The 12608-nt window shown below is 69.7% G+C and carries 14 protein-coding genes and 1 tRNA gene; 8 read left to right on the forward strand and 7 right to left on the reverse strand.

What is annotated here, in order from left to right; all coding sequences use genetic code 11:
• Nucleotides 1-3 precede the first annotated feature (3 nt).
• The 4 genes from ACWGDX_RS26885 to ACWGDX_RS26900 all read left to right on the forward strand — a co-directional run bounded on the left by ACWGDX_RS26885 (nt 4) and on the right by ACWGDX_RS26900 (nt 3117).
• Nucleotides 4-1188 carry a FecCD family ABC transporter permease gene (locus ACWGDX_RS26885; protein ID WP_453629568.1) on the forward strand — a complete coding sequence of 395 codons (1185 nt, stop codon included), beginning with the start codon at nt 4-6 and terminating at the stop codon, nt 1186-1188.
• 90 nt (nt 1189-1278) lie between these two features.
• Nucleotides 1279-1680 (forward strand): DUF6153 family protein, encoded by a 402-nt coding sequence (locus ACWGDX_RS26890; protein WP_453629570.1) that lies wholly within the window; start codon nt 1279-1281, stop codon nt 1678-1680.
• Between the two features lie 89 nt (nt 1681-1769).
• Nucleotides 1770-2429, forward strand: coding sequence for a DUF305 domain-containing protein (locus ACWGDX_RS26895; protein ID WP_453629572.1), 660 nt, complete (start codon nt 1770-1772; stop codon nt 2427-2429).
• A 169-nt stretch (nt 2430-2598) separates the two neighbouring features.
• A complete protein-coding gene (locus ACWGDX_RS26900) occupies nt 2599-3117 on the forward strand; it encodes a DUF4396 domain-containing protein (RefSeq protein WP_453629574.1) in 519 nt (172 codons plus the stop codon).
• 54 nt (nt 3118-3171) lie between these two features.
• On the opposite strand, the gene ACWGDX_RS26905 is transcribed toward ACWGDX_RS26900, so the two are convergent.
• Nucleotides 3172-4017 (reverse strand): oxidoreductase, encoded by an 846-nt coding sequence (locus ACWGDX_RS26905; protein ID WP_453629634.1) that lies wholly within the window; start codon nt 4015-4017, stop codon nt 3172-3174.
• Between the two features lie 217 nt (nt 4018-4234).
• Between ACWGDX_RS26905 and ACWGDX_RS26910 the strand changes: the two genes are divergently transcribed.
• From ACWGDX_RS26910 to ACWGDX_RS26920, 3 genes are all read left to right on the forward strand, one after another.
• Nucleotides 4235-5128 carry a LysR family transcriptional regulator gene (locus ACWGDX_RS26910; protein ID WP_453629576.1) on the forward strand — a complete coding sequence of 298 codons (894 nt, stop codon included), beginning with the start codon at nt 4235-4237 and terminating at the stop codon, nt 5126-5128.
• 136 nt (nt 5129-5264) lie between these two features.
• Nucleotides 5265-6137 (forward strand): NAD-dependent epimerase/dehydratase family protein, encoded by an 873-nt coding sequence (locus ACWGDX_RS26915; RefSeq protein ID WP_453629578.1) that lies wholly within the window; start codon nt 5265-5267, stop codon nt 6135-6137.
• A gap of 235 nt (nt 6138-6372) precedes the next feature.
• Entirely contained in the window at nt 6373-7293 is a 921-nt protein-coding gene (locus ACWGDX_RS26920) for an NAD(P)H-binding protein (protein WP_453629580.1), read from the forward strand.
• A gap of 166 nt (nt 7294-7459) precedes the next feature.
• Here the strand turns inward: ACWGDX_RS26920 and ACWGDX_RS26925 are convergent.
• The 5 genes from ACWGDX_RS26925 to ACWGDX_RS26945 all read right to left on the reverse strand — a co-directional run bounded on the left by ACWGDX_RS26925 (nt 7460) and on the right by ACWGDX_RS26945 (nt 10587).
• Nucleotides 7460-7532, reverse strand: a tRNA-Leu gene (locus ACWGDX_RS26925).
• A gap of 687 nt (nt 7533-8219) precedes the next feature.
• Entirely contained in the window at nt 8220-8558 is a 339-nt protein-coding gene (locus tag ACWGDX_RS26930) for a hypothetical protein (RefSeq protein WP_453629581.1), read from the reverse strand.
• A gap of 35 nt (nt 8559-8593) precedes the next feature.
• Nucleotides 8594-9157, reverse strand: coding sequence for a YceI family protein (locus ACWGDX_RS26935; protein WP_453629582.1), 564 nt, complete (start codon nt 9155-9157; stop codon nt 8594-8596).
• 119 nt (nt 9158-9276) lie between these two features.
• Nucleotides 9277-9732, reverse strand: a complete 456-nt coding sequence (locus ACWGDX_RS26940; protein WP_453629584.1) for an HPP family protein — start codon at nt 9730-9732, stop codon at nt 9277-9279.
• A gap of 333 nt (nt 9733-10065) precedes the next feature.
• Complete coding sequence (locus ACWGDX_RS26945) at nt 10066-10587, reverse strand: hypothetical protein (protein WP_453629586.1); 522 nt, start codon at nt 10585-10587, stop codon at nt 10066-10068.
• A 164-nt stretch (nt 10588-10751) separates the two neighbouring features.
• Here ACWGDX_RS26945 and ACWGDX_RS26950 point away from each other — a divergent pair, with 164 nt between their 5' ends.
• The gene (locus ACWGDX_RS26950) at nt 10752-11954 is read left to right on the forward strand and encodes a hypothetical protein (protein ID WP_453629587.1); all 1203 of its coding nucleotides are present in this window, start codon (nt 10752-10754) and stop codon (nt 11952-11954) included.
• 127 nt (nt 11955-12081) lie between these two features.
• Here the strand turns inward: ACWGDX_RS26950 and ACWGDX_RS26955 are convergent, their stop codons facing one another.
• Nucleotides 12082-12531 carry a hypothetical protein gene (locus ACWGDX_RS26955; protein WP_453629589.1) on the reverse strand — a complete coding sequence of 150 codons (450 nt, stop codon included), beginning with the start codon at nt 12529-12531 and terminating at the stop codon, nt 12082-12084.
• Nucleotides 12532-12608: the final 77 nt, after the last annotated feature.

Consider the following 12608-nt stretch of genomic DNA (forward strand, 5'->3'; position numbering starts at 1 on the left):
GCCATGAACACCCCAGACATGAACACCCCGGACACGAACGCCCCGGACACGAAAACCGCGGACGTGGATAGCCAGAACGGTCCGACTCCCCGCCGCGGCGCCCCTCGCCGCACCACCGCTCGCCGCGGCGCCACGCGTCACGCCTCCGCGTCGGCCCGGGTGCTACGGCTCCCGGGCGGGCTCGCGCTCCGTTACTCGGGACGGGCCGCCGCCGTCATGACCGTACTGCTGCTGGCCTGCGCGGCGGTGTGGGCACTCACCATGTTCACCGGTACCTACCGGATCGGTACGGGCCAGATCATCGACGTACTCACGGGAGGCGGCTCCGGCACCGACCGGTTCATCGTCGTCGGCCAGCGGCTGCCGCGTGTCTGTGCCGCGCTCCTGGTCGGGGCCGCGCTCGGGCTGTCCGGCGCGCTGTTCCAGAGTCTGTCGCGCAATCCGCTCGGCAGCCCGGACGTCATCGGGTTCACCACCGGCTCCACCAGCGGCGCGCTCGTCGTCATCCTGGTGGGCGGCGGCACGGCGGGGGTGGGGGTCGGCGCGGGCTCGGTGCTCGGCGGACTGGTCACGGCGGCGGCCGTGTACGGTTTCACCGCCTCGCGCGGAGTCTCCGGCAACCGGCTGGTGCTCGCCGGTATCGCCGTCGGCGCCATGCTCGCGTCGGTCAACGACTACCTCATCACCCGTGCCGATCTGGAGTCGGCCGAGAGTGCCAAGGCCTGGACGTTCGGCAGTCTCAACGCCGTCTCCTGGCCGCAGGTCACCCCGCTGGCCCTCGCCCTGCCGGTCCTCGCCGCGTCGGCCCTGGCCGTCGGCAGGCCGCTGCGACTGATGGAGATGGGGGACGACACCGCCAGCGCGCTCGGGGTGAACGTCGCGCGGGTCCGCGCGGCCGGCCTGCTGCTCGGGGTCGCCCTGGCCGGCACGGCCATCGCCGTCGCGGGCCCCATCGGCTTTCTCGCGCTGGCGGCCCCTCAACTCGCCCGTCGGCTCACCCGGTCGCCCGGTGCCCCGATCGGACCGGCCATGGTCACCGGAGCGCTCCTCCTCGCCACGGCCGATCTGCTGGCCCAGCGTCTTCTCTCCCCGTTCCAGATCCCGGTGGGACTGGTCACCGGCGCCCTCGGCGGGGTCTATCTGCTGTGGCTGCTGTCGAGGGAGAGAAGCGAGGCGCGCCCGCGGTGACCGGGCGTCACCTCACCTCACGAGCGCCCTGGGACGCGCCGGGGTTTCCCCGGATCAGGTGGTGAGCCGTGCGGTGTTTACGATGAGCGCATGAGATGGCCAGCAAGCGGTGTGAACCGGCCCCGGCGGGTACGGGGTCTTCCGCTGCTGGTGCTGGCGATGGTGGCCGGAGTGCTGGCGATGCACGGTCTGGCACCGGTCGCCATGACGACGACGGCCTCGCACACCACGCCGTCGTCCGCCCATGTCATGCCGGCGGGGGCGCGGGACTGCGCGCTGCCGGGTCATGACGGCGGGGGCCACCTCGATCACGCGGACGGCACCTGCGCGGCGGCCGGTACGAGCACCGGGCCCGCACTGTCCGCCCTGGCCGGCTCATCCCTGTCCGCCGTGCCCGTCGGTCCGGCGACCGCGCCGCGGCAGGCGCCGGGAGCGGCGCCGGACGACCGCGCTCCACCGTCCCTGAGCGAACTGCAACTCCTGCGCATATAGGCCTGCCCCGCGGCCGACCCCGTTCCTCGGGCCGTCGGCCGCCCCTGGCATGCCCTCATCCCCCCTCTTCGCACAGGAGTCGCTCCACCATGACCTCATTCCGTCGTCCCACCCGTCATCTCGCCCGCAGGACCGCGACCGCCGTGGCTGTGGCCGGCACCGCGCTGGCACTCGCCGCGTGCGGCGGCAACGACGAAAGCTCCACGGCACGCTCCGGGCACTCGGGCCACGGCAACGGCTCGTCCTCCTCGTCGGTCTCACCATCGGCACCGGCTCCGGCTCCGGACGCGGCGCACAACGCCGCGGACGTGGCGTTCGCGCAAGGCATGATCCCGCACCACCGGCAGGCGATCGAGATGGCCGAGCTGGCCACCACCCGAGCCTCCGCAGCAGAGGTCATGACGCTCGCCGCCGAGATCAAGAAGGCGCAGGACCCGGAGATCCAGACCCTGTCCGGCTGGCTGAAGGGCTGGGGCGAGCAGGTGCCGGCCGACGGCGCGGACCACTCCGAGCACACCATGTCCGGAATGATGGGTGAGGACGACATGTCCACGCTGGAGGACGCGTCCGGCGCGGCCTTCGACACCGCCTTCCTGAAGCTGATGGTCAAGCACCACGAAGGCGCCGTCACCATGGCCAGGACCGAGCAGTCCCAGGGCGCCAACCAGGCCGCCAAGGACATGGCCGGCCGTATCGTCACCTCCCAGAGCGCCGAGATCACCCGTATGAACGGACTCCTCGACAGGTAGCCGGGAGACCGTCCCGGGACCGGTGACACGACATCCCGGCCGGGGGTCGCGCCCGAGGCGCGGCCCCCGGTTCTCGGACACAGGCAGCCTCTCGGAATACCCCCTGGGGGTATATGGTTGGGATGGGAGAACGAGAACGGGCAAATCACATCCGACGGAGGGTTTCGCCATGGACCACCACCACACGCGCCAGCCGCGAACACACTCCGACTCCAGCGAGCGTCCCGGACATGGCGAGCACCTCACACACGGAGGCGGCAGTTGGAGCGTCGCCGCCAGGGCCACGCTCCACTGCCTCACCGGCTGCGCCATCGGCGAGGTCCTGGGCATGGTCATCGGCACAGCGGCCGGTCTGACCAACGGCGCGACCATCGCGCTGGCCATCACCCTGGCGTTCGTCTTCGGTTACGCGCTGACCATACGGGGAGTTCTCGCCGCCGGACTGCCCGTGCGTCAGGCTCTCAAGGTGGCTCTGGCCGCGGACACCGTCTCCATCGCCGTCATGGAGATCATCGACAACACCGTGATGCTCACCGTCCCCGGCGCCCTGCACGCGGGTCTGAGCGGCGCTCTCTTCTGGGGCGCCCTGGGCTTCTCACTCGCCGTCGCCTTCGTCCTCACCGTACCGGTCAACCGATGGCTGATCTCCCGCGGCAAGGGCCACGCCGTCGTCCACGCATACCACTAACCAGATCCCGTCCGGTGGAGATCGACCGGACAGGGCCCGGCGCCTCTCCCGGCACTAAAATCCCGTACCTCCGTCGTGGGCCGTCGACAGGGCCAGTTCGCGCCACTGGGTGAGTTCCTCGGCGACCAGGTCGAGTTTGGCCTGGACCCGCTCCACGGAGTCGGCTCCCAACTGGAGGCGGCTGGGCGGGTCGGCCATGGCGGCGAGGGTCACGATGGCCTCGGCGGCCTTGACCGGGTCGCCCTCCTGGGCGTGGTTGCTCTCCTCCGCCCACCGGCGGGTACGGCCCGCGGTCTCCGCGTAGTCGGCGATGGCCTGTCCCGCACGGTGCAGTGAGCTGGCGTCGAGGAAATCTGTACTGAAGACCCCCGGCTCGACGACCGTCGTGAGGATCCCCAGCGGCAGCAGTTCGGCGCGCAGGGACTCGCTCAGGCCCTCGACCGCGAACTTCGTCCCGGCGTACACGCCCCAGCCGGTCCCCGCGGAAAAGCCGCCCACCGAGCTGATGTTGATGACCCGCCCGGCGCGCTGCCGGCGCATCACCGGCAGTACGGCGCGGGTGACGGCCAGCAGACCGAAGACATTGGTCTCGAAGACCGCCCGCACCTCGTCCGCCGACGCCTCCTCGACGGCCCCCAGCAGCCCGCGACCCGCGTTGTTGACGAGGACGTCGATCCGGCCGAAACGCTCCATGGCGGTATCGACGGCCTGCCGCGCCTGCTCCTCGACCGTGACATCGAGCGGCACGGCCAGCAACCGGTCCCCGCCTTCCGGCAGTGCGTGATGGACGGTCCGTGGATCGCGGGCGGCCGCGACGACCGCGTCCCCGCCGTCGAGGACCTTCCGTGCGATCTCCAGTCCGAATCCTCGGGAAGCACCGGTGATGAACCACACCTTCATGGTCATGACGACCTCCTGTCTGTCCTGGGCACCGCCGCCGCCACCGCTGCCGCCGTGGCCACCGCCGTGACCGTGGCCGTGACCGCTCCGCGGCCGGGACTTTCAGCATGGCGGGCGGGACGGCGCGCTGCTCGTCGGAGCCGTCGAGCCCGGTGAGGACGCGCCGCCGAGAGGTCCCGGTGATACCTTGGGGGTATCACGGTGAGTGGAGGCGCCCATGGACGTCGACCTGCGGAAGATCCGCTATTTCGTCGCCGTCGCGGAGCGGTTGCACTTCGGCCGCGCGGCCGAGGAACTGCATATCGCCCAGCCCGTGCTGTCGCGTCAGATCAAGGCGCTCGAAGGCGAGCTCAAGGTCCGGTTGTTCCGTCGCGACCGGCGGAGTACGGAACTGACCCCCGCCGGTGAGCAGCTCCTCGCCGATGCCCGCCCGCTGCTGGCGAGTGCCGCGGCGATGCGGCGCAGAGCCGTCAGGGCCGCGCGTGTCGCCGATACGTTCACCGTGGGGTTCATGCCCGGCTTGATCGTGACCGATGCCGTGCGGACGCTGGCCGCCCGCCATCCCGACCTCGACATCGAGGTGGTGCGCACCAGCTGGGAGGACCAGACCGATGTCGTACGCGACGGGCGTGTGGACGTCAGTCATGTCCGGATGCCGGTCGATCCGACCGGGCTGGAGACCGTACCGCTGCTGACCGAACCGCGGGTCGTCGTGCTGCCGGGCAACCATCGGCTGGCCGGCAAGGAGAGTGTCGGCATCGCGGACCTCGCGGACGAGCGTCTGCTCCAGAATCCCGACGCGGTCCCGGAGTGGCGTGACATCGTCGCGGCCCGGGGCGCCCGGGAGCGGTGGAGTCAGCCCCTGATCCACACGACCGAGGAGAAACTCGAACATGTCGCCGCTCGGCGCGGCGTCGTCGTACTGCCTCTGTCCGCCGCGATGTTCTACACCCGCCCGGACATCAGCCATGTCCCGGTGAACGACATCCCTCCCAGCCATGTCTGTCTGGCCTGGGCGAACGGGCGTCACCACGGACTGGTCGAGGAGTACGTCCGGATCGCCGTCGGCCCGGCCGACGAGTCGGGGCGAGCGGACGCCGACGGACGCTGACAGCAGCCGACGATGCCCTGGGGGTATCACAGGCGTCGGATCAGGTCTTGGACAGCGCCGCCGGTATCCCCGCACAGTCGAATACGTAAGAGATTCGAATCGAGCGATACTCGACCGGCAAAGGATTCCGATCCCCATGAAGGTATTCATCACGGGCGGCTCCGGTTATGTGGGCAAAGCCACCGTCAAAGCGCTGATCCGCCAGGGCATCGGGGTAACGGCCCTGGCGCGCAGTGATCAGGCCGCGCGTTTCGTCGAAACCCTGGGTGCCACCCCGGTCATGGGCGGGCTCACCGACACCGGGACGCTGCGCGCGGCGGCGAGCCGAGCGGACGGCGTCATCCATCTCGGACAGCACTACGGCGACGACACCGCGACCGTCGACGCCGCGGCGTCGCAGGCGCTGCTGGACGGTCTGGGAGCGCGCGGAACGTACGTACACACCGGTGGCGTATGGGTCTACGGAAATACGAATGGTGTCGCGGACGAGAACGCGCCGCTGAATCCGCCCCTGCTCACTTCCTGGCGGCTCAAGAACGAAGAACAGGTCCTGGCCAGGGCCTCGGAGGGAAACCGGCCGGTGGTGGTGATGCCGGGACTGGTCTACGGCCACGGAGAAGGTCTCATCAAGCAGTTCCTCGTCGACCCCGGGAACGACGGGAACACGGTCCTGTCCATCGGGGACGGACGGAACCACTGGGCACTCGTCCATGTCGACGACGTCGCGGAACTGTATGTCCTGGCCCTGAACGCGCCCGCCGGATCCGTCTACGCCGGGGTGAGCGACCAGAACATCCCGCTGTCCCGGATCGTGCAGGCCGTGGCGCGGGGTGTCGGCCGCGCCGGACGGATCACCTCCCTCTCGCTGGAGGAGGCGGAGGCCCGGTTGGGCCCGATCGCCGAGGCGTTCGCCCTCGACCAGCAGTTCACGGGCGCCCGTGCGCGTAAGGAACTCGGCTGGACACCGACCCGGCTGGACGCTCTCGCGGACCTCGCGCGGACGCACTGACCTCGCGCGGGCACGCTCATGACGCGCGGCGCACTGAAAACGCGCGGACGCGCTGACCCTGCGCGGACGCGCTGACCTCGCGCGGGTACGCCGATCCGGATTGCGGCGCTGTGCCACGGGAGGCGCCCCGGACCGTGGTATCCAGGGGTGCCATCCGGGCCATGACGTCCGCGCGTGCCCCGCCCCACCGTGATGTGCTGGTCAGGACGACGCACACCTCGAAGAGGCGGTACTCATGCACAGCGAACCGAAGTTCCTGGTGACCGGCGCGGCCGGTGCCGTGGGCGCGGTAGGGCGCCGGGTGGTGGAGCTCCTCCGTGAACAGGGGAGATCCGTTCGCGCGCTGGTCCATCGGGAGGATGAGCGGGCCGACGCGTTGCGGACCACGGGAGCCGAGGTCGTCGTGGGGGATCTGACGCGCGCCCCTGATGTGCTCGCCGCTCTCGACGGCTGCGGGCGGGCGTTCTTCTCGCTGAGCGTCTCGCCGGAATATCTGGAGGCGGCGGCGACGACGGCAGCGGCAGCGCGCGCGTACGGCGGTCTGGATCTCCTCCTCGACATGTCCCAGATGACCGTCTCTCAGATGGGTCCGGCGAGCACCGGCGAATCCGACCAGCAACGTCAGCACTGGCTCACCGAGCAGGTCTTCGACTGGTCGGGTCTTCCTGTGACACATGTGAGGCCGACCGTGATGATGGAGAATCCCCTCTTCCGCATCGTGGCGGCCGCCTCCGTGGCGAAGTACGACAGCATCCGTCTCCCCTTCGGCGACGGCCGGACCTCACCCGTGGCCGCCCAGGATGTGGCGGAGACGGTGGCCACGCTCCTCTGCCGGCCCGCGGACCGGACACGGCATGTGTACGAACTCACCGGTGGCACATCCCGGGACATGACAGAGATCGCCGGGGAATGGTCCGTCGCCCTGGGACGGACCATCACCTACACGAATGTGCCGTTCGACGAATGGGAGGACAACGAGCTGCGAGCCCTGCGTCTCCCGGAGCATCTCCACGATCACGTTGCCACGATGGCGCGACTGCACGCGGCGAACAGATACGACCGGGTCAGCCGCGATGTGGAGGAGATCACCGGCCATCCGCCGCTGAGCTGGCAGGACGCCGTGCTCAGCAACAGCCGCCTCTCGACGGCCGAGTGACCGGCCGGTAGGTCGGCGGCGTCCGTCGGTGTCGCGATGTGCCCGTCGGTTCCGGGCTGTTGGCGTCCCCCACGCGGGTCATCTTGCGATCGCGTGGGGGCGCGGTTCACGAGGTGCGTGGTTCTGGGAGTGCGTAGTTCGGGAGGTGCGTGGTTCACGAGGTGCGTGCCCGGGGCGGGATTCGAACCCGCGGGATTCCGCTTTTAAGGCGGCTGCGTCTGCCGCTGCGCCACCCGGGCGGGGGGGTGGAGTCCGTACCACCGAACATCAGCCAGGGCCTGGCCCCGACGTCAGCGGCCGTACCGCGTTGGCGAGTTGACGCGAGGGCGGACGAGGTACACCGTCGGCCATCACGTCCGGGTCCGCGGGACCGGTCGACGGCCGCTCACCGGGGGCGATCTCGTCGTAGCGGTCACCCTGCCGGGACCAGACGGGCGGCGATCTCTGTCCGGCAGGTACAGGAAGCTTCTTCGGTCATCATGCGGATGCTCCGTGTTGTCGGTCGGGCGCGCGCTCCAATGGGCCGTTGACGGGAACGGCCGGGGCGGGGAGCCGGGTCCGCGGCGCCGGGCGCCGGCCTGTGTTCCGGTGCGACGCCCATGAGCACCACGGTCCCGCCCGCGAAGTCGCGGACCCCGTCTCGGTGTTCCCGATCGCACGATGCCCCGAAGCCAGAGTTAAGACAAGCGAAAAGATTTGAAGACAGAATTAAGGAACGCTACATTCCCGCCGAGCGGTTCCCCGTCCTTATGGTCAACGCGTCGATCGCCGGGCGTTGTTGCGACTGAACGAGACGCCGTCTCAGTGTCCGAACAGGCGGGTGGCATGCGCCGTAACGTCGGCCAGGAGACGCCCGGTTGTCTACCTCAAATGCTCAACGCGCCCTCATACAGCCCTGATTGATCGACCTCAGCGACGCCGGCGGATCAGAGGCCGAATGCGCCGCCCTCGATCAGGATGAGCAGTCCGAAGGTGACAGCCGCCACCTCCCACGGGCCGGGTCCCCCGTCCCCGGCGCCGCCCTTCTCTTCGTCCCCATCGTTCCTGTGGCTCGGCCACGCCTGCCAGGCGGCCTTCAGGCCCAGGACCAGTGGCAGCAGACCGAGATAAGGGATGGCGGACCCGGGCAGGAACGTCGCGCCGAACGCCACCGCGACGGCGAAGGCGAGGATCGCGGCGAAGCCGCGGTACTGCCCGGCCACGATGCGCCGCGTCGAACCCCGATGCCCGGCCGCCTGCCCGATGATCCCCAGATCCACTGTCACGGTGGCCGACCGTACACGCCACGGTGTCCGCCGGATCAGCCCGCCGACAGGGCGACGGTGAATTCGATATCGACCGCGTCGCGGAGTCTGAGCGCGCCGAAGAAGCCGGAGTAGGGCTTGATGCCCCACCGGGACTGGACCAGGGTCGTGGCGCCGGTGAGGGTGTTCTCGTCCCGCTGCTGGATGTCCAGTCGCTGCGGGTGGGTCTGCCCGGTCAAGGTCAGATCACCCTCGACGGTCGCCCCGCCGTCGTGGAGTTCCACACGGGTCGAGGTGAAGGCCGCGTGAGGGTGACGGTCTGTTCGCAGCACCTTGCGTATGTTGCGCCGGATCTGTTGCCTGTCACCGTCACTGAGCGGTTTCACGCCGCCGGTCCCCTCCCGGACCTCCAGCGTACCCAGGTCTATCCGTACGGTGACCGTGGGCTGGGCGGCGGTGTCCGTGTCCGTGTCCGCAGGCAGGCTGACGTGGCCTTCCCACCGGGTGGCCTCGATGAGCAGATCATGCCCGATCCGCGCGGCCACGCCCTCGCGAAAGACCCGCAGGAACAGCCGGCCGGTCTCCGGGCCGATCTCGTACTCGCCTGCCGCTACAGCCACCCCCTCAGCTTAGATCCGACTTTCCGGGTCGGCGGCGCGGATGCCGCCGACGGTCACAGCCATACGTTGATGAGGCGACACGTCGAGGGAGCGCAGGGAGGGTCGCGGGTGGCCTCCGCTCACCACCAGGATGTGGGATAGACCGCTCGCCGCAGACGGGAGGAGACCATCTGCACCAGGACGAGCAGCACCGTGCCGGCGGCCAGCAGGGGGACGAAGCGGTGGGCAGGCGGGTCGGTGAGCATCACCGTGACCGCGGTCGCCATGGCCGGAGGATGGGCCGCCTTGAGCACGAGCGTGAGTCCGCAGGCCGCACCGCAGGCCGCGGCGGCGGCCCAGGGACCGTGCCAGCCGAGGGCGAGAACCCCGAAACAGACGAGGCAGGCCAGCATGTGGCCGCCGATGACGTGGCGGGGCTGCGCGAGTGGCGAGTCGGGAGTCGCGGTGACGATCGCCGTCGTGGCCGCGAGCGGCGGTATCAGCACCGTCTGGTGTGTGAGCGCTCCGACGCCCACCAGGACGGCCAGCCCGACCGACGTGGTGCCGGCCGCCCACGCGGCCGTACGACCGGGCACACGCGGCTCAGCGGGTTTCTCCCTCCGTGCCGGAGGCTGATTCGCCGGGCGGGCTGGAAGGTCTTCACCTCCGGCATCCTGGACATATGTCATGAGTGCGGTACTCCTGCCCGGGGGGAGGGCCTGCGGCGGCAAAGCGCCCGCAGGGCACACGGAATCAGCACGGGAACTCCAGAACCGTCCCCGTTTCCGGCCCACGGCGGCTCGTCGTCCATGAAGACGGGGAACACACTGGGCAGCCTGATGTCCCCGACCGCCGACTGTCCAAGTCCGCCTTTCGATCGCTCGATCGACGCCGTCGATCAAAGCGGGCGGGAGTTGCGATGCCGTCGGCTACTCGCCGAGCAGAGCGACGAAGGCCACGAGCGCGCCGGCGGTGCCCATGAGAAAGAGTGTGGTGCCCCACCGTGCCAGCCGGTCGATACGGCGCAGTGTGGTGCGGCGCAGTACGTCGAAGGCCGCCGCCGAGCTGTCGGCGAGTTGGACGAGGCGCGGACGCTGAGCGAGAGCGAAGGCGGCTGCCGCGAGGACGAAGAAGAGAGCGGGTACGGCGGCCCAACGTGCTGTCCAACCACCGTTGAGGGCCGGGACGTTGAGATATTGCAGCAGGGCGAAGTGCACCGGAACGGCGCCGGAGGAAGCGGTCAGCATCGTCCTGCAGTACTCGGTGGCGGTCTGGCGCGAGGAGCGCATCCACTCGGCCGGCTCCGTGTCCGCCGTGTCGGCGGGGGTGGCTCCCGTGACGTGGTCGGCGGCGTGAGGGTCCGCGATCCGCAGGAATCGCTCGTTGGACCCGATGGTGATCCGGCTCTCGAAGCTCCGGCGGGTCTCGGGGCAGAGGAGTTCTACCGTCATCTCCTGTGTGCCCGCGAAGAGCAACGGCTCTTCGCGTCGGCCTATGAGCAAGGCATAGCGGTGGCGGCGCGCGCAGTGTGGACACCCGGGCACTTGGTGAGCCAGGAGTCTCTGTCCCTGATCGGCCATGGTGGGACCGATGCTACGCCGGTACGTTCCTCACCATGGGAGTATGGCGGCGATGGCGCGATCGCAAGGGTGCTTCCCGGCGCGACGGGGACACCGATACACCTGAGGTCTACGGGGACACCGGAATACCGGACCTGTTCAACCACCGGACCGGGCCGGCGGTCACGTCCCAGCGGTCCATGACCGTCCGGCTGGATCCTGAGAGTCATGATGACCGGGTCGGCTGGGTACGTGTGCTGGAACAGGCCGCAAACCAACTGCGCGAGGAAAACCCGGCGTTGTACGGCTCGGGCGACCGGGGCGGTACGATCGGCCAGAGCTGGCATCTGACGAACACGATGTTCGGCATCCCGATGGTGTGCGTACTCGTCGAAGGACGCCCGCGTCAGGGAACGGAATCCATTCCCACCGTCGCCACGCTTCCCTGGCCTCGGTTGCTGCGCCGGCTGCGCCGCTTCTTCGAGATCGGCGGCAGCGGCGTCGTCGCGTTCGTGCACGACGGACGCTCCGGTCACGTCGTCACACTCACCGGCCACGAGGGCAACCGGTTCGTCTACCACGACCCTTGGCCGGGCGACTCGCTGCTGTGCCGGCACCAGAACGCGGCGGGCGTCGACGCCCAGGAGCACGGCGAGCACGGCTGGTCCGTCACCGAGGACGAACTCGCACTGGTCCTGGTCGGTGTCAACATCTGGCCGGGCCTCTGGGCCGAGGCGGGCGGAGAGCCGGGCCCGCCGCGCTACGGCGAGTTGAGGGATTCCGAGTTCTGGTCCTTCTTCGGCGTCCATGAAGTCACCGGTGCGGACCACGAGGACGAGGACGACTCCGGCCGCACCGTGCGTCTGTCCACCGGCGGCTTCCAGGACGAGATCACGCTGGAGCTGAAGTGCGACGAACGTGACCACGTCGCCCGCGCGACACTGCGACTGCGCGAGAGCTGGGCCGTTGGCCCGCCCTGGGGCGCGAACCCCTTCGCACTCGACGTCGCCCGTTCCTTCATGAGCGCGCTGACACCGCGGGCCGACCGGACGGCGGTGCGACAAGTGCTCCCGCCGCTCTCCCCGGCGGACGCGGTGGCGCTCCTACGGGACGTCTCGGGCCAGGGCACCCCTCCCTGGCAGCTCATGGCGGCGTACATGGGCATGATCCCGGATATACGGCTGCAGTTCTCGATGTGTGCCCTGGGGGTGAGCCGTCCCGTCGAGGGATGGATCCAGATCGAGACCATGATGTTTTGAGCCGGGGTGTGTGGTGGGTGCCGTAGCGGTTCCCGTCCGCCACCGAGCGGTTCCCGTCCCCTACCGAGCGGTTTCTGCCCCGCGGTCCCGAGCGGTGGGCGAGCCGGTTTACGGTCGTGCCCTTCCATCACACCGGACGGCACGGCTCACACCTGTGGTCGTCGATCGCGGCCAGCAGGTCCTGGGCCGCTCCCCTCACCACCGGATCATCGTCGTGGGCGAGCCGGTCCGCCGTTTGCCTGCAACTCAGCACGGCCTGGTGGGCTTCCAGTTGTACCTTCGCCTGCGGAGGGTTGCCGTGTTCGAGGACCGACCGCAGCAACTCGATCACCCCGGCCCTGCACGTCACGGAGTCACTCACCGCGAGGTCCCAGAGGAACGGCACAGCGGCCACAGTCGCGTCAAAGACAGCGAGCTCACCGATCCACAGAGCGAGATCGCCCAGCGCCGCCTCACTCGTCCGGACATCGCCCCACGCGATCCGCGACAGCACGCCGGGAACATCCGCCGCAGAGCCATAGGCATGCTCCAACTCGTCCCACCGAACGCGACGCATGCCCTTGAGAATCGTCCCCACCCCAGCCCCCTGTCCCGCTGCCGACCTCCGGTCTCCGGCCTGCGGACCGATCAGAGCCCATTGCACCTCGCCGACCG

It is taken from the genome of Streptomyces sp. NPDC055025 (assembly GCF_053608565.1).